A 20,969-nucleotide genomic window follows, 5' to 3' on the forward strand; every position below is an offset into this window, starting at 1 on the left:
GCGCCTGGGTGGTGTCCGGATTCGGCCACGGGAGCGCCGAAATCGCCGACCCTCTGGGCGACTTGGCTTGGATTGCCGTGCCGAAACTGGTGTCGTCCGGGGACTTCGAAGTACTGGAGCGCGGCCCTCGTTCTCGTTCCGTCCGCACCTTGCCGGCAACAGGGGACGCGCTGGAACGGGCTCGGTGGTGGGAGCGGCACATCGTGGAGGTCATCACCGGCCTGCCGCCCGGGGCGGATGACCGCGCCAGGCCTCGTCCGGAGTTCGACCTGGCCGTCCACTCATTGGGGGAGCGGGAGGCGGCCAAGGCCGCCGAACTCGCCGCGGAGGGTGTGTCCTGGGCTTCGGCACGCACCGTGAGGCGTCGGCGTCAGCGTTACCAAGCACTGGGCATCGAGGGGCTGATCGACGGACGGGCGGTCAGGAAGCGTGCCCCGGGCTCTCGGCAGGACCCGCGCGTGCTGGAGGTACTGACGATGATCGTCGCCGACGACACCTGGCACCGGCGGACCACTTCGGCGGAGGACTACCGGCGGGCCACCGGCACCATGCTGGCGTCGCTCTACGGCCCGGGGGTTGTGCAGCTGCCGTCCCGTTCGACGTTCCAGCGGCTGGTGAAGGAACTTACCTCGAAGCACGGCCGGGTGAGAGGCGTCGCAGTTGCGGACAAGGACGGGATCCGGTCGTCCCGTCCCGGTGAGCGGGTCTACGTCGACACCGTCGCCCTCGGCATCCCCCAGCCTCTCGCTCACCTTGCCTCACAGCCCGTGCTCATGACGGTCGCGGTGGACGAACTGACCATGTCTGTCTGCACGGTGATGGTCCACTCGTCCCGGCGACCGCTGGACGGCGCCCTCCTTTTGGCGCGCCTGTGCGATCCACCCGCTCTGCGAGACTCCGATCTGGGCAGGCGGGAGGAGGCTGTGCCTCTGATCATGCCCGAATCGCTGCTGCTTGACAGGAGATTGCTCCGTCGGCCGCGTGCGTTCACAGACGCCTGCCGCCACTTGGGGATCAATGTCATGTCCCCGGCCCCCCTGGGAAAGGCACGGGGTGAACGCGTTACCGGAAAGCTCGTCTCCCTGTTCAACGCGGAACTGGCGCTTCTTGAAACGGACCGGATCTCTGATGAGGCTTCGCTGATCGCCTGGCTCCAGACACGTGCCGAACGGTGGGTGGAGTCCTTCTGGCAACACCGACCCCAACCGGAGCTTCGTACCGTGGCCGGCCGAGGTGCACAGCCGACCCCCAGTGCGGCATACGACGCGTGTGTCGCGCGGCTGGGGTGGGTGCACCTGCCTCCCGACGCGAATGCCGTCCGCTCCTTCCTGCCGAGTGTGAAGCGGCGGGTTTCCCTGAACGGCGTATATGTCCGGGGTCACCGCTACGACTGCCCTGAACTCGACCCTTTGCGGGCTGCCGTCGCGCGCGCATCAGGCGCCCCGACTCCCGAGGTACAGGTGCGTTTTGATCCGCACGACATGCGCCAGGTGTGGGTGCAGACCGGGGACACGAGGCGGATCCGGGTGCCGTTGACCGGGGTCGAGTCCTGGGGTCGTCACTCTCTGCGCAGTGACGACGAGAGCGCGGTCTACCGAGCGGGCTGGAGCCCTCCGGTCAACTTCATACCACCATCACATCCCGTCGTGGACCACGACCAGGAGCGTCTGACCTACCACGCCCAACTCCCCTTGCTGCAGACACCGTTCCTTCAGGATGCCCTGAGGCTGGGACAGCGGCTTGCCGTGATGAACCGTGTGGCAGTCGGCGGCCACGACGGCCTCCTGATCACCGGGCCACCCGGCAGCGGGAAGACGACTGCACTGCAGGAATTGGGGCGGCGTTTCGAGCAAGCCGACCGTTCCCGTCACCCTGACCACTTCCTCCGTGTCCCGGTCGTCTACCTGCGCATCCAGCCCTGTGACAGCACCCGCACGGTGTTCCTCAAACTGGCAGAGCTTCTGCCCATCCCCCGCCTGTCGAGAAGGACGAGTACGGCCTCGGTCTCCGAGACGGTGCGCAACGCTCTGCTCTGGTCGGGCACCAGCGTCGTCCTGGTGGACGACATCTTCGCTGCAAGGCCGTCATCTCCCAGCCGTGCGGGTCCAGTTGACCAGTTGCGCAATCTGTCCGACGAGGTACCGGCCACGTTCGTGTATGCGGGAATCGAAGAGCCGGGGAACTCGCCCAGCAGCGCCTTCCGAACGGGTCAGGGTCGCCTGACTCACCTGCGGGCTGAACCTGTCCCGTACGGGACAGGCTGGGTACAGCTGGTGGAGACCCTGGACCAGGCTCTCCAATTGCGCCACCACCAACCTGGCTCTCTGGTGCGGCTGGCACAGGAACTGCACGTCATAACCGGCGGCTGGCCAGGAGCCCTTGCCCACCTCGTGCGTTCCGCGGCCATCGAGGCGATCCTCACCGGAAACGAGGAGATCACCGAGCAGAACCTCAAGCTCATCGCTGTGTAGGCAGGTCCGCTTCGCTGCTCCCATGTGTCAGGCAGGGAGGCAGTGTGTGGCCCAAAAAACCAGGTTGGATGAGCAACCCCAATGAGGAATGACGCTCAAGACCAACAATGTTGAAGGATCGGGGCGCCAAACCATCCGTCGTTTCCCGCCTACGCCGGCTTCCGGAGCCGCGGAGGCCGTGTCAGCCTCCCGCTTCCGCGAAGGGCAGACGGCGCGTCTGCCTCACCGCTACTGTGGCAGCATGAGTCAGCACGATGGCCGCCCGCCTTCGGCAGACTGGGTGGCTCAGGAGATGGAGCAGATGCTCCGCGAGTGCAATGCCCTCATCGAGTCCCACGACGAACAACTGCGCAGGCTCCGGACTGCGATCGCCCAGATCGAGTCGGACCGTCAATGCGCGTGCGACAACCGCGACAAAGCCCAACAGGTGCTCGACGCACTGCACTCGGCGGCACGGGAAGGACAACAGTTGCGGGCCGCCCGCGGCCAGTCCCCGAACCCGCACCTGCACGTCGTCCCCAACGCGGAGGACGCCTCCGCCGCGCCCACCGCTCCGGAAGGCAGCGCGAGCGAAGCGGCGGCACTGCCCGAAGGCAATCAGGTCGTGCTCATCGGTGGCGAGCGGTCCGTGACCATCATGAAGGTGATCTCGACCGACGCACGCCGGCACTGGAGCGTTCAAGCCGTCACTGAGGAACTCGGCGAGCCCCGCGACGCGGTACGCCGCAACCGTGCCGTCCTCGAAACCCTCTGCGACCGGGGAGCGCTGGTGCGCCAGGAGAGCGACGACAGCGACCGGCGGGGCAAGAAGAAAGTCTTCTACCAGCTCGCGGCCCCCTGGCAGGCGGCTTGACAATCACCGCCCTGCGGCCTTGAAGCCGTCACCCAGCCCACAACCTCATAAATGACCGCCGCCGCGCCTTGGCCCGTGGATTGGAACCCTGTCGGCCTCGGACACGGCGGTGGTCGGCGCCCCTACAGGCCACCGCTTCCGACGCTACCGGCTTCCGGTGGCGCTCGTCGGGCGTTCGGCCAACCTCACCCACCGAAGGGTCGAACACCCATGCCCATTCACTTAGCTCGTGTGCGGTCGGCGCTCCTCGCGCTCGACCGTCTCCAGGTCGCGCTGCCGCCTGATCTTCTCAGGCAGAGGCTGCGCCCGCTCCCCGTTCTCGTCCGGCGGCCAGCTCAGGTGATCGGGCCAGAGCCGCTCCCCCAGGGCCCCCTCCAGGCTCGCCACCGTCAGCAGATCGGGCCACACGGCACCAGCCAGCACGTTAGCGATGACCTGCCGGTTGACGTCACTCGCCTGGGCCAGCGCGTTGGCACTGATCTTCTGGCGCTCCATGGCTTCGGCGAGCGCACGGGCGACAGCCTGCGCGACCCGCGCCCCGAGCAGTTCGTCCATCACCGCGTACGGCCAGACGCCGCCTTTGACGTATTCACGGGGCTTCTTGCCACGTCTGGTTCCTCCAGGCATGCGACCAGTGTGACGGAGCGGCCGCCGAGGTGCGTCCACCCACCCCGCATGCTACTTGAGTTGCAATGGCTTGTGGGGGACTACGCCCGCGTTCGTACGCGGAAGTTGTCCCGCGACGTCATCAGCCGGGCCGGCAAGGAAGGAGGTGCGTGGTGGTGAGTACTCGCAAGGGTGCCTCCGCGTCGCCCGCGAAGCCGGTGCCGACGGACCGTGTGCTCGCTGGTGAGCACCTGGCGATCACCCGGGCGTCCTGCTCGGCCGAGGGCCCGTTCACCGCTCGCGATCTGGAGGCGCTCACCGGCATTTCGGCGCAGCGCTGCGGACTCGTCATGAGTTTTCTGTCCGCATGTGGCCTGGTCGAACGGGCACCGGGTCGCGGCGCCTACCGGGCGACGAAGGCGGCCGCCGCCGTGGCCAAGGCCTGGGGGCAGAGCGAGGACAACGGGCGGCGAGCGTTGCGTGAGGTGTGGAAGAAGGCCTGGTTCGCCCGGTGCGCGCGCTCCCGACTGGCGCAGGGGCCCGCGCTGCGGATCGGTCTCGTCAGCAAGCTGATGACGCTCTCGCAGGTCGGCGAGTCGCGACGCCGTCATGTCGAGGTGCTGGTCGACCTGTTGGTGGCGGTCGGCATGCTTCTCCCGGAAGACGGCGGCTACCTGCGCTGGCACGAGAATCCCACGGTCCCAGGGCCGCGTACCCAGGTCCCTGCGCCCGACGACGACCAGGTGGCCGGTACGGACACTGAGGGCGCCCACGCTCCGGTGGCACCCTCGGGCGGGATCCCAGCGCCGCGCCCATATGCCGACAACTCCGCGCCTCCGACGGGCGAGGATCTGATGAGCCTGCTCAGCCCGCCGGTGCTGCTGGCCGACCTCGCGCGCCTGTCGTCCGAGGAGGTAACGGCCCTCCACGGCCACATCCGGGGCCTGGCAGTGATCCTCGCCAAGTTGAGGAGGCCCCCCGTGCCCTAGAAGACCAGCGCCGGAAAGAGCAGGTCCGGCAGCGCCTCATTCCCTTGGCCGGGTGGCGCTGCCGGACCCCCACCTCCACACCACGCCGCGCGGACGGACCGCGCGTACGAGGGGCTTCGGCATGCCCTCACACACGGCGAGGGGCACCGCCCACGGTAGCGGGCCCGCGTCGCCTCATGTCAGTGATCCACCGTGCCGTCATCCGGGCACGGTCACGAACCGGGAAGGCTTCCGTGGCCAAAACGAAGATCAAAGATGTGCTCCTGTGCGTTGCCCGCGTCTGGCAGCAGCGCGCCGCAGCCGGAGAACTCAGTCTCGAGACCGTCACTCTCTACACCCAGATCGTCGAGCGTCTCCTGCGCTTCGCAGCCGCGCAGGGCGTCACCCGGCTCGACGGCATCACCGCGGACCTCGCCTTGTACTTCATCCAGGCGCCGGGCCACGACCGCCATCAGGGCATCATCCTCAACCCGGCCGCCGGCACCCGCAGGCAGCGCCGTTCCGCGCTCGAAGCCCTGTTCGCCGAGGCACGGGCGCTCGGAATCACCACGGCCGCGCCGCTCGTGGATCTCCCGCCGATTCCGCGCAGCCCGCGCAAGAGGGGAAACGAACTGAGCGACCCCGACGTGCAGTTGCTCCGCTTCCACTCGGAGCGCGGCATGCCGGACACCCGTCACGCCGCCCTCCTGGCCCTGCTGCTGGCAGGCCTGCACAGCGCCGAGATCGCCGCCGCGACCACCGACGAGCTCAACCTCCTCGACCTCTTCGAAGCCGAGGTATGGACCGACGGCGCCACCCGCACCCGCGGCCGCTGCTGCCCCCTGAACGAATGGGGCGCACGCGTGCTGTGGCTGCGCCGCGCTCACCTGCTGCGCGGCACCGAAACCGGCTCTCCGCGGCGACTGGTCACCGCGGCGTCGTCCGCCTACCGGTCGCAGGCCAGCGTCTGCTCCGGCTTCGGCGACATCGCCCGTCGCAGTGGACTGGCCACCGCCCAGCGCCGCATCGAGCCCAAGGACGTCACCCGCTACGTCGCCCGCCGCATCCTCGAGGAGACCGGGCAGCTCTCGGAAGTCGCCCGCCGCCTGGGCCTATCCTCCCTCGACAGCGCCGCCGCCCTCGCCTCCCTGGACTGGCAGTCCGACGAAGCGGACTCGGCATGAGCGCCCCCAAGCGCCGACGCCGCACGGCGAAGAAGAAGACCACCGAAGGCACGAGCTACGTACTCGGCCCCATCCCCGACGATGCCTTCGGCTCCGCCTCCGATGCCCCGCCACCACGTAGCCTCGAAGCCCCGCCCCTCACGATCGACCTGCGCTTCGAGTACCTCATCCGAAACCCCGACCTCTACGCCACCGCGCTCGAAGCCCTCCCACCACGCGAAGAGGGCCAAGTCGGCCGACCCCCCGTCTACCCGTCGTACATCTACTTCGTATTCCTCTGCGCGATCTCCGTCTTCGGCTCCGCCCGCAGCACCGCTGCACACCTCGCCCGCCCCCTCTGGTGGGATCCCATCCGGCGCGCAATCCATGACTTCATCGACCCCGAGGAAGCCGCCGCACTCCCACCGACCGGTCCTACCCGCAGCCAGTGGAACTACTTCTTCCAGCGCCACCTCAAAGCAGCCGGAGACGCCGTACGCGACATCAGCCGGGGCAAATGGATTGAACAGGCCGTCGCCCAAGGAATGCTCGCCGTCAACCCGCGAGGCAGCTGGATCTACCCAGCCCGCGAACAAGTCCTCCACGGCGACGCAACCGTCGCTACTCCACCGTCCGACCACACCATGCTGGAAGAACCCGACAAAAAGACCGGCGAAATCCGTCGACACCGCGTAGACCCCGACGCCCACCACACAACAGAAGGCGGCGGCCGCCCGGTCTACGGAAACAAATTCCTCTCCATCGCTGTCCGGGCCGCGAACATCCCACACAGCCGCGTCATTCTCGCCCTGGAATCCGTACGCCACAAAGCACGCAAACACGACCCCCACCGAGAAGACGAAGGGAAAGCCGCAGTGCGACTGGTCAAGAAAATCCTCACCAAGGCCCCCGGCGTACGCGCCATCACCTACGACAAGGCCCTGCGCGGAGTCCACCGCGCACCCCTCATCGCCGAAGGACTCGTCGTCTTCACCGGGCAGCACAGCGGCCTCGTACCCCAGCCACTCCAGAAGCACAAATGTAAAGAAGGTCGCCCCGACCACGACCTCTACGCCGCCGTCGGACGAGTCTGCGAGCGCCACATCACCGTAGAAGGCGAAACCCTCTACACGCCCCTTCCGGTCCGCGAGCTTGAATTCCGCAAAGGCGCACAGGCCCGCTTCTACCAGCGTCTGGAAATCACCTGCCCGCACGGACCCCACCCTGTCCGCATCCGCGTCGACGAGACCAAGGAAGATCGGGAAATCGACCCCTCCACCAAGCGGAACCGATTCAATCGCACCGAACACCTGCGTCAAATCGCACCCGAAACTCCGGCAGGGCGGCGCCTCAAGGGATTCCGACAGGACAGCGAGTCCCAGCATTCCAGGTTCGACCAGTCATATCCACACGAGCGCGTCCCCGCATACGGCGCAAAGGCGGCCCTCCTCATCTACATCGGCTACGCCTGGGTGAGCAACTCCGTCGCCCGCATCACCGGTCGCCGCACCTCCTGACGCACAGCCGGGGCCCGGCCTCAGCACTCCACCAAGACCGTGTCGCGGCCGAGCCCCGCACGCCTGACCTCCTGCCCGACCAGGGCAGCCGGCCTCACCGTCCAACAGTCACCTGCCGCCACCAGGCCACCCGCTACACTGGCGGCGGTGGCGCAGCCCTCACAGGCCGCGCTGCCGCAGACCTGTCGGGATCCAGCAGAATGACATTCGTCCGGCTTCGGGTGAATTTCAGACACATTTTCCGACAGATCCCTGCCTTCGTAGCTCAGGGGATAGAGCACGGCTCTCCTAAAGCCGGTGTCGCAGGTTCGAATCCTGCCGAGGGCACCACGCGTTACGCCGCTGCCCTGGGCCCCCAGGGAGGCGCTTCATCCGGCCTCGGACTTCTCGTCCGGGGCCGTTTGCACGAGTGGACGAATCGGCAGGACCCGAGCGTCTCGGGAGCCTGGCTTCCGTCGCCCGCGCCCGCGGCAGAGAGCTGTCGCTTCGGAAACGGCAGGTTTGCGGAGCAGGAGCAGCGCCGCGTCGTCGTGCAGTCGGCCGCCCACATGCGCCAGCAGTTCGTCATGGAGCGCGGTGAGGGTGCCGGCCGGGTCGGCGGACAGGTGGCGGGCCAGCCCTTCGGCGAGCGGGTAGAACTCACGGCCGTGGTTGCGGGCCTCGGTGACCCCATCGGTGTAGAGCAACAGTTGATCCCCGTCGGCGAAGGGCAGCACCTGGAGGCTGGGGGTCTCGTCCGTGAGGGCGCGCAGCCCGAGGGGCGGGGCCGGATGGGCGGGCTCCACCGCCACGACGGCACCGGATTCACGCACCAGCAGCGGAGGCGCGTGTCCACAGTTGACCACCTCCAGGTGGCCTGCCTGCGGGTACCCGGCGACCACGGCGGTGACGAAGTCGTCGCTGCCGAGGTTGCGCGCCAGGCTCCGCTCGATCCTGTCCACGACGGCGAGGAGATCGGGCTCGTCATAGGCGGCCTCACGGAAGACACCGAGTACGAGTGCGGCGGTCCCGACGGCCGGCAGCCCCTTGCCGCGCACATCGCCGACGATCAGCCTGACCCCGTACGGGGTGGGCACCAACGCGTAGAGATCTCCGCCGATACGGGCCTCCGCCGCCGCGGCGCTGTAGCGGACGGCCACCTGGAACGGGCCGACAGTCGCCGGTACGGGCTTGAGGAGCGCATGCTGGGCGGCCTCCGCGACGGAACGGACGGCCGCGAGTACCCGTTCACGACGCCCGCGCAGCGCGCTGGCGAGGCCGCTTGCCAGCGTGACGGCCGCCAGGGCGGACAGTACAGCCGTCAGTTCTTGTCCCGGAACACCGTCCCGGGTTCCGAGCGTCACCCCCAGCACCACGGCGAGAAGGCCGACGCAGAGGACTCCGCGCGGCCCGCTGGTGGTGGCGGCCAGTGCGGGCCCGGCCGCGAGCAGTGGCAGCCAGATCGTCCCTGCTCCGCACGCGACATCGATGAGCACGACGACGGAGACGATCAGCACGGGCAGTACGGGTGTACCGGCGGCCAACTGTGCGACGACACGGTCGCCGCCGCGGTTTCGAACCTGACTCATGCTTCGTCCGTAGTCCTCACCTTGTGCGGGCGTTGCTGAAATGTCTCTTTCATCCAGGAAAGGGGTATGGCTCGGGCACCACAAGGAGGGGGTTTTCAGATAGTGAGCGAGAGACCCCTGGTCACGCGACTCGCGGCCGGGATCAGCCGCGCCAGGATCTCCTCGAGTCGCGAGAGCCGGTCCGCCCGCAGTGAGACGCCGAGCGAGCCGACTGTGTCCCCGTTGTAGACGGGCACGGCGACACAGACCGTACCGAGGGCGTACTCCTCCAGGTCCGTGACGGCCGGGGCCACGGGTGAGGAGTCGAGTCGCCGGAGCAGCTCCGGACGGCTGGTGATGGTCCGTGGTGTGAGGTCGGCGAGGTGGTGCCGGGAGAGGTAGTCCTTGCGGGCCTCGTCGTCCAGTTCTCTCAGCACGGACTTGCCCAGCGCGGTGGCGTGCCCCGCGTCCTCGAATCCCACCCAGAGGTCGACACGGGGCGCCTGAGGGCCGTCGACGATCTCGGCGACCCGGATCTCGCCCTCCTCGTAGAAGGTGAGGTAGGCGGCGGTCGCGAGGTCGTCCCGCAGAGCGGCGAGCGTGGGGCGGACACGGCTGAGCAGCGCCTGCCCGCGGCCCGTGGTGTGCAGCGTCTGCAGCTTGTCGCCCAGGACGAACCCGCCGTCGTCCAGTTTCCGTACGTATCCGTCGTGGACCAGCGTCCGCAGCAGGTGATAGGCGGTGGCCAGGGGCAGCCCCGTCTCACGTGCCAGTTTCTTCGCCGGCGCACCGTTCTCGTGCGCGCTGACCGCCTCCAGCAGGCGGAGGGCACGCTGCACGGAACCGATGAGCGTAGGGCCACCGTCGTGAGCACCCATACGACCAGCGTGCGCCGAGCACACGGCGCGGGCAAGGCGTGCCCCCCTTCGCGGCACCCCGCGGCCGTCACCAGCGAGAATGCCCCGGACCGCTCATGGTCCGGGGCCTTTCGCATCGGGGTCGCGCCGCTACTTGAGCTCGTCGGCGGTGAAGTACTCGTCCGAGATCAGCACGTCGTAGTTGGACTTGTCGACGCTCGTGGGCTGCAGGAGGACGGCGGGGACGGGCTTGACGCCGTTCTTGTAGGTCACGGAGTTGTCGATCGAGACCACGCGGTCGTTGAGTATCTCGTCGACCATGTTCGCGGCGGCGTCGGCGAGTCGGCGGACGTCCTTGTAGACGGTCTGGGACTGCCCGCCCGCGATGATCGACTTCACCGAGGCCAGTTCGGCGTCCTGGCCGGTGACGATGGGCAGGGGCTTGGCGTCGGTGCCGTAGCCGTCCAGGTTCAGCGCGGCCAGGACGCCCCTGGAGATGCCGTCGTAGGGCGACAGGATCGCGTCGACCTTCTTGGCACCGTAGGACCCGTTGAGGATGTCGGTCATGCGCTTCTGCGCGGTGGGCCCGTCCCAGCGCAGGGTGGTGATCTTTTCGAGCTCGGTCTGGCCGGACGGGACGATCAGCTGCTTGTTGTCCAGGAACGGCTGGAGGAGCGCCATCGAACCGTCGAAGAAGTACTTGGTGTTGTTGTCGTCGGGGGAACCGGCGAACAGCTCGATGTTGAACGGGCCCTCGCCGTCCTCCAGACCGAGCTTCTCGATGATGAAGTGGGCCTGCATCCGGCCGACCATCTCGTTGTCGAAGGAGACGTAGTAGTCGACGTCCTTGGTGCCGAGGATGAGCCGGTCGTAGGCGATCACCGGAATCTCCGCGGCGGCCGCCTTCTTCAGCACGCCGTTCAGCGACGTGTTGTCGATGGCCGCGATGATCAGCGCGTCGACGCCCTGCTGGATCAGTTTCTCGATCTGGGCGACCTGGGCCTTCGGGTCGTCGTCGCCGTAGACCAGCTTGGTCTTGTACTCCATGCCCTTCAGGCCCTGGACGAGGGTCTTGCCGTCGGTGAGCCAGCGCTCGGAGGCGCGGGTCGGCATGGCGATGCCGACGGTGCCGCCCACGGAGCCGCCCCCGGAGGTGCCCGCGGAGCTGCCCTCGCTCTCCTTGCCGCAGGCGGACAAGGGGAAGGCGAGTGAAGCGGCTCCGGCGAGGACGGCTCTTCGATTGAGCATCGTGATCGTTCCTTGTTCTTCTCGTCGTTGAGACAGTCAAGGGCGAGTGATCAGCCGGCGGACCTCACTCAAGCCGTTCGAAATGTCGTCGCATGATCGGAATATTGGCGAGGACAGTAAGGGGAGGTGCACGTGGTGTCAACGGTGCGAACAGGAACGGTTACAGAAAGGTGCGATCAGGGGGGATTGTGAGGGGATCTGGAGCCGTGGTGGCGACCCGGCCATGCACAGGAGTCATCAAAGCGTCGTCACTCCGATATGGACGACTGCCCCGCGCGACGTCGCGCGGGCGCATACTAGGCACAATGACAAAGCCATCTGCACCGAAGCGTCACTTGCCCACCAGCCCCTTCAAGGCCCCGGTGGCACCACCGCCCAAGGAGTTCGCGGTGGGCGACCAGGTCACACACGACATGTACGGCCTCGGCCGCGTGATCGGCATCGAGGACGGAATCGCGGCGTTCGTCGATTTCGGCTCCGTGCGACAGCGGATCCTGAGCCCGTACACCAAGATGAGCAAGCTGTAGGACCGCGGTGCCCGGTCAGGGCACCGCGGCTCTCTTCATGGCTCCGCACCGAACGGAACATCTCTCATCGACGTGAATTCGCTGTTCTCCGCCCCGGAAGGGACGCCCAGCTCCGCCGCCGCGGCATCGCCGCCCCCGGCGAACAACCCCTTCCAAGCCCCGGACTTCGGGGACGACGAAACCTTCCCGATCGAGGACGCACAGACCTCCTCTTGATCGGAAAATCTCCGAAACATTCGTAAAGTCGAAGCCCTGCCTTGATCTTGCCCAGGCAGGCATGGTCGACCAGTCTCGGCGCAACCCCTCAAACAGGGGTGCTGAGCAGGCAAGACAGTCACGCCAGCCTTCCTCTCCTCGCTCGAACGTTTCGAAACAATTACCGAAACTATTGACAGTTGTCAGGGTCACTCCAAAGCTGTCGATGTCCGAGCTACTCGACGAGAGGAAGCAGGCACATGAACGACGCACCCGCACCCATGAGCCGCAGGACGTTCGTCAGCGGTGTCGGTACCACGGCGCTGGCTGTCGCGGCCGGAGTGGCCCTGCCCGGGACCGCCCACGCGGACACGGTGATCACCACCAACCAGACCGGGACGAACAACGGGTACTACTACTCGTTCTGGACCGACGCCCCGGGGACCGTCTCCATGACGCTGAGCTCCGGTGGGAACTACCGCACCTCATGGAGCAACACCGGAAACTTCGTCGCGGGCAAGGGATGGAGCAACGGCAGTCGCAGGACCGTCAGCTACTCGGGGTCCTTCAACCCGTCCGGCAACGCCTACCTGTGCCTCTACGGCTGGACGTCGAACCCGCTCGTCGAGTACTACATCGTCGACAACTGGGGGACGTACCGGCCGACGGGGACGTACAAGGGCAGCGTCACCAGCGACGGTGGGACGTACGACATCTACCAGACCACCCGGTACAACGCCCCGTCGGTCGAAGGCACCCGCACCTTCAACCAGTACTGGAGCGTCCGGCAGTCCAGGCGGACGGGTGGCTCCATCACCACCGGGAACCACTTCGACGCGTGGGCCCGCTCCGGGATGACCCTCGGCAGCTTCCGCTACTACATGATCATGGCGACCGAGGGCTACCAGAGCAGCGGCAACTCCAACATCACGGTGGCCTGATGAGGACCCGGGCGCACCTGCCGTTACTGGCCGCCGCCGCTCTGGCCGCCGCAGGCACCCTCACCGTCCCCACCGCCGCCTCCGCGCAGACCGCCGCCTGCACCGGATACGTCGGACTCACCTTCGACGACGGCCCGGGGAGCGGCACCACCGCCCTGCTCAACTCCCTGACGCAGAACGGCCTCAGGGCCACCATGTTCAACCAGGGCCAGTACGCCGCCGCCTCCCCGGCGCTGGTCAGGGCACAGGTCAGCGCGGGGATGTGGGTCGGCAACCACAGCTACACGCACCCGCATCTGACCCAGCAGAGCCAGGCCACGATCGACTCGGAGATCTCCCGCACCCAGCAGGCGATCGCGAACGCGGGCGGTGGCACACCGAGGCTGTTCCGGCCGCCGTACGGCGAGACCAACGCGACGGTGAAGGCCGTGGCGGCCAGGCACGGGCTGACCGAGATCATCTGGAACGTCGACTCGCAGGACTGGAACAACGCCAGTGCCGACGCGATCGTCGCGGCGGCCGGCCGGCTCACCAACGGGCAGGTCATCCTCATGCACGACTGGCCCGCCAACACCCGCGCGGCGATCCCGCGCATCGCCCAGACCCTGGCGGCCAAGGGGCTGTGCTCGGGGATGATCTCCCCCACGACCGGCCGCGCCGTGGCCCCGGGCTAGCAGCCGACCGGGCGACAGCTGACCGCCGTACGCGGAATGTCGTATCCTCACCGCACCTGCCGTGCCCGTGACCTGGGGGGTTCCAGGGTCGACGGCCGGCTCGAAGCAAATGGGGATCCATGCGTGCAGCAGTCATGGGCGCCGCTCTCGGCGGCGCCCTCCTCCTTGCCGGCTCCGCGCTCACCGCGCCGGTCGCGTACGCGGCCGAGACGGGAGTGGTGATCGAGAAGGTGTCGGTGAACGGTGGCAAGTCCATCGTCTTCGGCACGTCCCGTACGGAGTCGTTCACGATCGCGGTGACCGTCTCCGACGACTCCGGCATCAGCAAGGACCTCGCGTTCCTGCAGATCGACCGCGAGAAGGGGGACGACTACTGGTCGTTCCACGGCAAGCCCACGTGCACCGCCACCAGCTCCACGACGTCGAACTGCAAGCTCGGCGTCGAGCTGGAGAAGGACATCGACCTGCCCCGCAACACCCTCGCTGGACCCTGGGACGTGTACGTCCAGTTCCAGGCCAAGGACGGTGACTACTACGGGGGCGTCTACCAGACCCACCCCGTGAAGCGGCGTTCCACGCTCGGTGTCGACGCCTCGCCCGAGCCCGTCACCAAGGGCAAGACCATCACGGTCACGGGCAAGCTGGCCCGCGCCAACTGGGACAAGTACGTGTACGCCGGCTACACCTCGCAGCCCGTCAAGCTGCAGTTCCGCCCGAAGAACAGTGCCACGTACACCACGGTCAAGACCGTGACGAGCGACAGCACCGGCAAGCTGAGGACGACCGTCACGGCCGCCCAGGACGGCTACTGGCGCTGGAGCTTCAGCGGCACCACCACGACCGCCGCGGTCAAGGCCACCGGCGACTTCGTCGACGTGCGCTGACCGTATCCCGCACGACCGAGGGCCGGTTCGCAGGTCAAGGCCTGCGAACCGGCCCTGTGCGCGGCGAGTGGTCGCCTCGCGAAAATCGATGTCCCGCGCCGCAGTCCCGCTCGTAGAGTGCCCGTCATGGTGATTGCGACGGTCCGCGAGTGGCGCGACGAAGAAGGCTGGGGTGTCCTCGACAGCCCCGAGACCCCCGGCGGCTGCTTCGGCCACTACGCCGACATCCAACGGCCCGGCTACCGCAGCCTCACCCCCGGCCAGCAGGTCGAACTCGTCTGGGAGGCCCCGGGCTTCAAGCAGGACGGCTACGACTACCGCGCCGTGAGCATCGTGGTACGGCCCACCTGACGGCCGGGTCCGATCCTCACCCTCCGCTCACTGGCCCAGTGGTGCCGGTGGTGTGGTGTCCGGGATGGCCTTCGGGGGTGCCGGGGTTGGCGGGTGGGCTGTTTTTGTGCGCTCCTTCGTGAGGGCTTTCGTCATTTTGCGGGCCAGTAGGGGGTCTGCTGGGAGGACGTGGGAGGCGAACCAGCGGGCTGCGGTGGGGTCGGGGGACGGGTCGGTGAATTCTGGCCCGGCGTAGTCGTCCAGGGGTGGGTCGTAGATGTAGCCGGAGACGATTCCGTGGGTGACCAGGCGTTCCACGAGGGCGTCGCGGTCCTCGACCAGCAAGGGGACCCGGAACAGGGGCAGGGGGCCGTTGTGGGCCGCTCGGTCGTTCAGGGCCGGGGAGGCCCAGGGGGTGCCTGACAGCAGGGTGACGCCCTCTCTGCGGCGGGAGAGGTTCTCGTCCAGCAGGTTCATGCGCAGGTTCAGGCCCGCCCGCACCAGACGCCCGTGGCGGGCGCGGTAGTCGTGCAGGTCCACGCGGATCCAGGGGTCGTACGGCAGCAGGCTCGGGGCCTCGTGGGCGCAGAGCGACAGCCTCGGTGCGTGCAGGGCCATGCGGAAGTCGTCGCGTTCCAGGAGGCCCAGGCGTTGCATGGTGCGCCAGGTGGGGCGTACGAGATGCAGCGCGCGGACCGCCGAACGGGCCAGGGGACGCAGGGCCGTCGACAGATCCGCCGTCAGCCTCGCCGGTGTCAGCAGGTCGTCCCGCAGGAGCTCCAGCTCCCTGCGCGCACGCGCGTCCTCGACCGCCAGGAAGCCGCCCGCCATCCCCGCCACGTGCTTGGAGAGACTGAAGGCGGCCGCCTTGCCGAACGTACCGATCGGCTGCCCGTCCACGTGCGTGCCGATCGCATGCGCCGCGTCCTCGATCAGCGGAATCCCCAACTGCTCACAACGGTCGCGCAGTTCGACGATCCGGTCCGGCATCCCGTACAGGCTCGTGGTCAGCACCGCGTCCACACCGCGCCAGGTGGACTCCGGTACGGCCGCCGGGTCGATGTTGCCGTCCCAGGGCGACACCGGGGCCTGCACCGGGCGCAGGCCGGCCGCGAGGACGACGAAGAGGATCACGTCGTCGTTCACCGGGGACATCAGGACCCGGCCGCCCGGGCGGCACCAGCGCCGCAGGGCCAGGTAGAGGGCCAGTCGCGCCGAGGGCGTGTAGACGCATTCCCGTCCGAGCCGCCGTGTCATCGTCGCGGCGAGCCGCGATCCGTACGGCATCGTCACCTCTTCCAGCAAGGAGTCATGAAGGGGTCGGAGCCCCGCGAAAGGGATCCCCGAAGGGGCACCCGGGAGCGGCGTACGCTCTCGAATGCCGTGCCGGACGAATGCTCAGCGCGTCTTCGCGCGAAGACCGCCGACCGTCTTCAGCAGACGGTCGGCCGGCTCCCGCAGCCGCGGATGCGCCAGAACCGTGTTCCGCAGGCCCCGGACCGGTCTGCGCCACAGACGGTGGGTCGCGGCGACCGGGTGGGGCCGGTACGCGAAGCCCTCACCGACGCGCAGTTCACGGGTCTTGAGCCAGTCCTTGTACTCCTTGTCGCCGCGCCCCAGATCCATCACCCGTACGCCCTGCCGGCCCGCCGCCTCCGCCATGCGCAGATGCATGATCAACCCCGGCGAGTAGTAACGGAGTTCGGGGTCGTACGCCGTGAACCAGGCCGCGAACACGGTGCGCGAGGTGGGCCCGAAGTGGGCCGCGACCGGACGGTCACCGGCGTAGACGACCGACAGGACGCCGGTGAAGTGCTCCTCGCGCACCTGGAAGAAGTGGTCGGTGAGACCGACGATCCAGGGGCGGGCGAAGCGGTCCATACGGCCCGTGCGGCGGTACTGGGCCGACTTCCACCGCATCAGCTGCCGCAGCATCCCCGGGTCCCGCTCGTCGAAGACGAACCGCATCTCACCGAGGTCGCGGGCCAGCCGGCGTTCCTTCTTCAGAACCGTCTTGGCCAGACCCGGATAGGAGCCGCGCAGCCACTCCGGATACGTACCCTCGGCGGCCTTCAGATCGACGACCGGTGACGCGAACGTCCCGGTGACATACCGGCCGAGAGGTTTCTGCTCGTCGACCAGATGATCGAACTCGAAGACCGAGAGACCGCAGGCCCGCAGCAGCTCCCCCGTGTCCCAGGTGACTCCGGGACGGTGGACCAGCGCCTGGCAGTCCGAGAGACCGAGACCGATGGCCCGGCCGACACCGAAGGCGTTGCGTTCGTACGGGAAGAAGCCCACGGGCTCCCCGTGCTCGTGCAGGACCGCCACCCGGGCCCCGCCACGGTACTTTCCGACGCCGGCCGCGAACTCCGGTGCCAGGAAAGGGTTTCCGAAGTCGGGCGACTCGTCAGTCACCCGGTGCCAGGCCTCGCGGAGCTCTCCGCCCAGCTCCGCGGGTCTGTGGATCGTTATCCGGTTTCTCATGGAGTTGCTCATGGATCGCATGGGCGACCGCTCCCCCCAGTTCCCCCCAATGACGCGTCTACCGCGTCCTGCCACGCGCACAGTGTGCGGTGAGGCTCAAACGTCGCGAAACAGTACGCAGACTGTCAAGGGTGCCTGTCGTAACGGAACCGTACGGAGTGGGAGGTTCCGTTCCCTCCGCGTTTGCGCGACCCCTACATTGATCTCATGGCCGTGCCCGTTCCCGATGTCCGTGTGCTCATCTCGTACTCGCACGACGGCGATGGACACCGCAAGGCGGTCCTCAACCTCGCGAACCGGCTCCGCCATGCGGGCATCGACGCCTGGATCGACCAGTTCGAGGAGCACGAGCCGCCCGAGTCCTGGCCGGACTGGATGCGGCGGGAGCTCACCAAGGCCGACTTCGTACTGGTCGTGGTCACCGAGATCTATCTGGAGCGGTTCAACCGGGACTCCGCGGAGGGCGTCGGATCCGGGGTCAGGTGGGAGGGTGCGCTGATCACGGCCGGGCTGTATCACGGGCGGCAGGACAAGGCGCGGTACCTGCCGGTCGTGCTGCGGGAGGAGGACCGGCGGCTGATCCCTGTGCCGCTGAACCTGACGACGTCGTACGTCGTCGGCGAGACCGGTGACGGGGACCTTGCTCCGCTTCTCCGGGTCCTGCGAGGGAGCCCCGGGGCCGTTCCCGTGATGCTCGGCTCCCTGCCGGAGGACGCGGCGCGGGACTGGCAGGTCGACCTGTATCTGGGGAACGTGCGGGAGGTCTGGAAGCGACTCGACCGGGACCTGCGCCTTGCGCTCGCCCAGGACTGGGTCATCGCCAACTCCGGTCATCCCGAGGTCCGAGGACATGACCGGGAGGAACTGGCGAACGCCCTGGCGGAGGAGCGACCGCGGCACGCACTGTCCGAGCTGCTGCTGGAGGGCAGGGTGGAGGTGCTGCGTGGGCACTACGCCGCCGTGAACCCGTCCTCGTGGGGTCCCGCCGGGAATCCGCGGCGGATCGGCCTCGACCACGCGATCGTGGAGATGGCTTCCTCCGACGGCGGCTCGCCGTCGCCGGAGCGGTCGTTGTTGATGAGGAGGGTCGGTCGCGAATGGTTCGTGGCCAACTTCCGGGCGGCGTACGTGATTCCGGGGTGGCCGCCGCGGCAGGAGGAGATACCCGGAGCGTTGCGGAATGGGGGGACGTGAGGTGGCGGAGGCCGAATTCGTGCAGGGGATGACGCCGTTCCTGAGGGAGGCGTTGGGGGCTTACGGCGATGAGGTGCTGACGGACGAGGTCGCGGCCACCGCCTCGGGTACGACGGCCGAGGTCGGGCGGGGGCTGCTGCGGGCGACGTACCGGCGGGTCGACGAGCGGGGGCGCGAGGGGCTGGTGGAGGCGGTTCAGGAGGCCGTGGCGGAGCCGGAGAACGAGGACGCGGTGGGGGAGCTTCGGCAGGCGATCCGGCGGGCGTTGCGGAAGCATCCTGAGCTGGAGGGGGAGTTGGCCGCGCTGCTGGCGGGCGCGGGTGGCGGTACGACGACCGTCATCGCGTCGGGAACGCGGTCGATCGCGGCGGGCGGGAACATCGGTGTCGCGATCACCGGTGACGGTCACGGTTCCTCGAAGCCATGAGCACGGAGGGCGTCGAGGCGTCCGGGGAGCGGGCGATCGCGGCGGGTGATTCGATCGGGGTCGCGGTCAGCGGGGACAACGCGCGGGTCGTCGTGCTGCCCGCGGAGGCCGTGCACTGGGCGCGGACGGTTGTGGCGCCGGCGGGGGCGGGGTTTCTGCCGGGGTCGGCGACCGAGGTGTTCGTGGGGCGGGAGAGTGAACTCCGGGAGCTTCGGGCCCTGTTGACCGGTGGCGGTTCGGCCGCGGTGACCCAGCAGGTCGCCGTGCGGGCGATCCATGGGCTGGGCGGAGTGGGGAAGAGCTCGCTGGCCCTGCACTACGCCCATGAGTACCGGGAGTCGTACTCCCTGGTCTGGTGGATCACCGCGGAGAGCGCCGAGTCGATCGTGTCGGGTCTGGCGGGGCTGGCCATGGCCTTGTGCCCGCAGTGGGCGGGGGCGGTGGGGTCGGACGAGCGGGCGGCCTGGGCGGTGCTTTGGCTTCAGGAACATGAGGGGTGGTTGCTCGTCTTCGACAACGTCGAGGATCCGGCGGTGCTGAAGCCGTATGTGGGGACGTTGCACCGGGGACATCATCTGGCGACCAGTCGCAAGGCGACGGGGTGGCATGTGGTGACCACGCGGACCATGGCTCTGGGGGTGTTGCCCTTGGAGGACGCGGTCGATCTGCTGACCCGGCTGGCGCTTCCCGGGCGGGCTCCGACGAGTGGGGAGTGGAGTGCGGCTACGGAGTTGGCGCGGGACTTGGGGTGTTTGCCGCTGGCGTTGGAGCAGGCGGGGGCCTATGTCCATGAGACGGGGGCCGGGCTCGACGAGTATCGCCGGTCTCTGGGGTTGGTGCTGGACGAGGCGAGTGAGGGGATCGATCCGGAGCGGACGATCGCTCGGATCTGGGATCGGACGATCGTGGCCGTGGCGGGGCGCGATCCGTTGGCTGTCAGGCTGCTGGACGCCATGGCGTGGCTGGCGCCGGATGACGTTCCGCGGGTGTTCTTGGCGCCGTTGGTGTCTGACACGGTCGCCTTGAACAAGGCCCTGGGAGTGCTGCACACGTACAACATGGTCAGCTTCACTGACCAGGGGAGCATCAGCGTCCATCGCTTGGTCCAGACAGTGCTGCGAAGTCGGCCGCACGGCCCTGGTGATCCCCCACCCGGGCGCCGGGACGCCGAGCATGTCCTTCAGCAAGCCGTGCCCCTGGATAGTGAGGACGATGTGTCCACCACGGAGCAGTGGCAGCAGGTCCTCCCTCACATCGACGCCCTCGCCGAGAGCGCGCCTGGCGGCAGCGTGCCGACTTCGGAAATGGCCGATACGTTTTTCGCCGCCGCCCAATATCTGTTCCGACAGCAGCGTGACGGCCAGACCATCACCTTGCGTCAGCTGGTCCTTGCCCAGCGCGAGCAGAACTTCGGCACCGCCGATCACCGGACGCTCGCCGGCCGCCACGACCTCGCCAACGCCCATCTTGGCGCCCGAGATCTGGAACGAGCCATCCCCCTCCTGGAAACCACCCTCGCCCAGACCGTGCAAATCCTCGGCGACACCCACCCCGACACCCTCATATGCCGCCGCCACCTTGGCAGTGCCTACGGCAATGCCGGAGATCTGGAACGAGCCGTCCCCCTCCTGGAAACCACCCTGGCCCAGGCCGAGCAAGTCCTCGGCGACACCCACCCCAGCACCCTCATATGCCGCCATGACCTCGCCCTCGCCTATGCCAATGCCGGAGATCCGGCAGAAGCCATCCGCCTCATGGAAGTCACGCTCGCTCAGTTCGAAGAAGCCTTCGGCTATGCCCACCCCTTCACTCTCATCAGCCGCCGCACCCTCGCTCTCGCCTACGCCAAAGCCGGCGACCTGGAACGGGCAGCCCTCCTCCTGGAAACCACCCTCACCCAATATGAACAAGTCCTCGGCGCCACCCATCCCGACACCTTGGCCACTCGTGCAAGCCTCTCCCGAGTGCGCCAGACTGGCCGGCCAAGCTGACCGAATGTCCAACCTCCTGGGCATAGTCCCCGCCCTCGTCGACTCCACCGCAGGCGTGATCAGCCTGCGGCGACCCGTACAAATGACTT

19 protein-coding genes and 1 tRNA gene are annotated in these 20,969 nt (G+C 68.1%); 14 read left to right on the top strand and 6 right to left on the bottom strand.

All coding sequences use genetic code 11. The features are described from left to right. Nucleotides 1–458: 458 nt before the first annotated feature. Together OHU89_RS22095 and OHU89_RS22100 are read left to right on the top strand one after the other, a co-directional pair. Nucleotides 459–2,471 carry an AAA family ATPase gene (locus OHU89_RS22095; RefSeq protein ID WP_405645235.1) on the top strand — a complete coding sequence of 671 codons (2,013 nt, stop codon included), beginning with the start codon at nt 459–461 and terminating at the stop codon, nt 2,469–2,471. 241 nt (nt 2,472–2,712) lie between these two features. Next, nucleotides 2,713–3,324 (top strand): hypothetical protein, encoded by a 612-nt coding sequence (locus tag OHU89_RS22100; protein ID WP_405645237.1) that lies wholly within the window; start codon nt 2,713–2,715, stop codon nt 3,322–3,324. A gap of 222 nt (nt 3,325–3,546) precedes the next feature. On the opposite strand, the gene OHU89_RS22105 is transcribed toward OHU89_RS22100, so the two are convergent. Beyond that, nucleotides 3,547–3,951 carry a helix-turn-helix domain-containing protein gene (locus tag OHU89_RS22105; protein WP_381497861.1) on the bottom strand — a complete coding sequence of 135 codons (405 nt, stop codon included), beginning with the start codon at nt 3,949–3,951 and terminating at the stop codon, nt 3,547–3,549. A gap of 155 nt (nt 3,952–4,106) precedes the next feature. On the opposite strand from OHU89_RS22105, the gene OHU89_RS22110 reads away from it, so the two are divergent. The 4 genes from OHU89_RS22110 to OHU89_RS22125 all read left to right on the top strand — a co-directional run bounded on the left by OHU89_RS22110 (nt 4,107) and on the right by OHU89_RS22125 (nt 7,908). Then, on the top strand, nt 4,107–4,919 hold the full coding sequence (locus OHU89_RS22110; RefSeq protein ID WP_381497859.1) for a hypothetical protein: 813 nt from the start codon (nt 4,107–4,109) through the stop codon (nt 4,917–4,919). Nucleotides 4,920–5,152: 233 nt separating this feature from the next. Further along, nucleotides 5,153–6,082, top strand: coding sequence for a hypothetical protein (locus OHU89_RS22115; protein WP_405645239.1), 930 nt, complete (start codon nt 5,153–5,155; stop codon nt 6,080–6,082). Next, entirely contained in the window at nt 6,079–7,578 is a 1,500-nt protein-coding gene (locus tag OHU89_RS22120) for a hypothetical protein (RefSeq protein WP_405645241.1), read from the top strand. Before OHU89_RS22115 ends, OHU89_RS22120 begins: the two co-directional genes overlap by 4 nt. 254 nt (nt 7,579–7,832) lie before the next feature. Next, nucleotides 7,833–7,908 (top strand) — tRNA-Arg (locus tag OHU89_RS22125). A gap of 38 nt (nt 7,909–7,946) precedes the next feature. Here OHU89_RS22125 and OHU89_RS22130 read toward each other — a convergent pair. From OHU89_RS22130 to chvE, 3 genes are all read right to left on the bottom strand, one after another. Next, entirely contained in the window at nt 7,947–9,146 is a 1,200-nt protein-coding gene (locus tag OHU89_RS22130) for a PP2C family protein-serine/threonine phosphatase (protein ID WP_405645243.1), read from the bottom strand. 95 nt (nt 9,147–9,241) lie between these two features. Then, a complete protein-coding gene (locus OHU89_RS22135; protein ID WP_405645245.1) occupies nt 9,242–10,003 on the bottom strand; it encodes an IclR family transcriptional regulator in 762 nt (253 codons plus the stop codon). A gap of 129 nt (nt 10,004–10,132) precedes the next feature. Beyond that, nucleotides 10,133–11,230: a multiple monosaccharide ABC transporter substrate-binding protein gene (chvE, locus tag OHU89_RS22140; protein ID WP_405645247.1), complete on the bottom strand. Its 1,098-nt coding sequence runs from the start codon at nt 11,228–11,230 to the stop codon at nt 10,133–10,135. 305 nt (nt 11,231–11,535) lie between these two features. On the opposite strand from chvE, the gene OHU89_RS22145 reads away from it, so the two are divergent. The 5 genes from OHU89_RS22145 to OHU89_RS22165 all read left to right on the top strand — a co-directional run bounded on the left by OHU89_RS22145 (nt 11,536) and on the right by OHU89_RS22165 (nt 14,802). After that, the gene (locus OHU89_RS22145) at nt 11,536–11,757 is read left to right on the top strand and encodes a hypothetical protein (RefSeq protein ID WP_266891077.1); all 222 of its coding nucleotides are present in this window, start codon (nt 11,536–11,538) and stop codon (nt 11,755–11,757) included. A 455-nt stretch (nt 11,758–12,212) separates the two neighbouring features. Continuing rightward, nucleotides 12,213–12,893 (top strand): glycoside hydrolase family 11 protein, encoded by a 681-nt coding sequence (locus OHU89_RS22150; RefSeq protein ID WP_266891075.1) that lies wholly within the window; start codon nt 12,213–12,215, stop codon nt 12,891–12,893. Next, a complete protein-coding gene (locus OHU89_RS22155) occupies nt 12,893–13,567 on the top strand; it encodes a polysaccharide deacetylase family protein (RefSeq protein WP_405645249.1) in 675 nt (224 codons plus the stop codon). The genes OHU89_RS22150 and OHU89_RS22155 overlap by 1 nt, the downstream gene beginning before the upstream one ends. 119 nt (nt 13,568–13,686) lie before the next feature. Further along, a complete protein-coding gene (locus tag OHU89_RS22160) occupies nt 13,687–14,451 on the top strand; it encodes a hypothetical protein (protein ID WP_405645251.1) in 765 nt (254 codons plus the stop codon). A gap of 126 nt (nt 14,452–14,577) precedes the next feature. After that, complete coding sequence (locus tag OHU89_RS22165; protein WP_405645253.1) at nt 14,578–14,802, top strand: cold shock domain-containing protein; 225 nt, start codon at nt 14,578–14,580, stop codon at nt 14,800–14,802. A 27-nt stretch (nt 14,803–14,829) separates the two neighbouring features. Here the strand turns inward: OHU89_RS22165 and OHU89_RS22170 are convergent, their stop codons facing one another. Then, nucleotides 14,830–16,068, bottom strand: coding sequence for a DegT/DnrJ/EryC1/StrS family aminotransferase (locus OHU89_RS22170; RefSeq protein WP_405645255.1), 1,239 nt, complete (start codon nt 16,066–16,068; stop codon nt 14,830–14,832). Nucleotides 16,069–16,179: 111 nt separating this feature from the next. Then, nucleotides 16,180–17,289 carry a GNAT family N-acetyltransferase gene (locus OHU89_RS22175; protein ID WP_405645256.1) on the bottom strand — a complete coding sequence of 370 codons (1,110 nt, stop codon included), beginning with the start codon at nt 17,287–17,289 and terminating at the stop codon, nt 16,180–16,182. Between the two features lie 186 nt (nt 17,290–17,475). Here OHU89_RS22175 and OHU89_RS22180 point away from each other — a divergent pair, with 186 nt between their 5' ends. From OHU89_RS22180 to fxsT, 3 genes are read left to right on the top strand one after another with little or no spacing between them, the layout of a single operon-like run. Further along, nucleotides 17,476–18,462 carry an SEFIR domain-containing protein gene (locus OHU89_RS22180; RefSeq protein ID WP_405645258.1) on the top strand — a complete coding sequence of 329 codons (987 nt, stop codon included), beginning with the start codon at nt 17,476–17,478 and terminating at the stop codon, nt 18,460–18,462. Then, nucleotides 18,449–18,889 carry a hypothetical protein gene (locus OHU89_RS22185; RefSeq protein WP_405645260.1) on the top strand — a complete coding sequence of 147 codons (441 nt, stop codon included), beginning with the start codon at nt 18,449–18,451 and terminating at the stop codon, nt 18,887–18,889. The genes OHU89_RS22180 and OHU89_RS22185 overlap by 14 nt, the downstream gene beginning before the upstream one ends. Then, nucleotides 18,886–20,880: an FxSxx-COOH system tetratricopeptide repeat protein gene (gene fxsT, locus OHU89_RS22190; RefSeq protein WP_405645262.1), complete on the top strand. Its 1,995-nt coding sequence runs from the start codon at nt 18,886–18,888 to the stop codon at nt 20,878–20,880. The genes OHU89_RS22185 and fxsT overlap by 4 nt, the downstream gene beginning before the upstream one ends. Nucleotides 20,881–20,969: the final 89 nt, after the last annotated feature.

It is taken from the genome of Streptomyces sp. NBC_00019 (genome assembly GCF_045041015.1).
Lineage (GTDB): Bacteria > Actinomycetota > Actinomycetes > Streptomycetales > Streptomycetaceae > Streptomyces.

Bases quoted from the DNA above. Each gene is read 5' to 3' on its own strand.
- OHU89_RS22100 (WP_405645237.1), top strand. From the start codon at position 2,713: ATGAGTCAGCACGATGGCCGCCCGCCTTCGGCAGACTGGGTGGCTCAG.
- OHU89_RS22105 (WP_381497861.1), bottom strand. From the start codon at position 3,951: ATGCCTGGAGGAACCAGACGTGGCAAGAAGCCCCGTGAATACGTCAAA.
- OHU89_RS22120 (WP_405645241.1), top strand. From the start codon at position 6,079: ATGAGCGCCCCCAAGCGCCGACGCCGCACGGCGAAGAAGAAGACCACC.
- OHU89_RS22130 (WP_405645243.1), bottom strand. From the start codon at position 9,146: ATGAGTCAGGTTCGAAACCGCGGCGGCGACCGTGTCGTCGCACAGTTG.
- OHU89_RS22135 (WP_405645245.1), bottom strand. From the start codon at position 10,003: ATGGGTGCTCACGACGGTGGCCCTACGCTCATCGGTTCCGTGCAGCGT.
- chvE (WP_405645247.1), bottom strand. From the start codon at position 11,230: ATGCTCAATCGAAGAGCCGTCCTCGCCGGAGCCGCTTCACTCGCCTTC.
- OHU89_RS22145 (WP_266891077.1), top strand. From the start codon at position 11,536: ATGACAAAGCCATCTGCACCGAAGCGTCACTTGCCCACCAGCCCCTTC.
- OHU89_RS22150 (WP_266891075.1), top strand. From the start codon at position 12,213: ATGAACGACGCACCCGCACCCATGAGCCGCAGGACGTTCGTCAGCGGT.
- OHU89_RS22155 (WP_405645249.1), top strand. From the start codon at position 12,893: ATGAGGACCCGGGCGCACCTGCCGTTACTGGCCGCCGCCGCTCTGGCC.
- OHU89_RS22160 (WP_405645251.1), top strand. From the start codon at position 13,687: ATGCGTGCAGCAGTCATGGGCGCCGCTCTCGGCGGCGCCCTCCTCCTT.
- OHU89_RS22165 (WP_405645253.1), top strand. From the start codon at position 14,578: ATGGTGATTGCGACGGTCCGCGAGTGGCGCGACGAAGAAGGCTGGGGT.
- OHU89_RS22170 (WP_405645255.1), bottom strand. From the start codon at position 16,068: ATGCCGTACGGATCGCGGCTCGCCGCGACGATGACACGGCGGCTCGGA.
- OHU89_RS22175 (WP_405645256.1), bottom strand. From the start codon at position 17,289: ATGCGATCCATGAGCAACTCCATGAGAAACCGGATAACGATCCACAGA.
- OHU89_RS22180 (WP_405645258.1), top strand. From the start codon at position 17,476: ATGGCCGTGCCCGTTCCCGATGTCCGTGTGCTCATCTCGTACTCGCAC.
- OHU89_RS22185 (WP_405645260.1), top strand. From the start codon at position 18,449: ATGGGGGGACGTGAGGTGGCGGAGGCCGAATTCGTGCAGGGGATGACG.
- fxsT (WP_405645262.1), top strand. From the start codon at position 18,886: ATGAGCACGGAGGGCGTCGAGGCGTCCGGGGAGCGGGCGATCGCGGCG.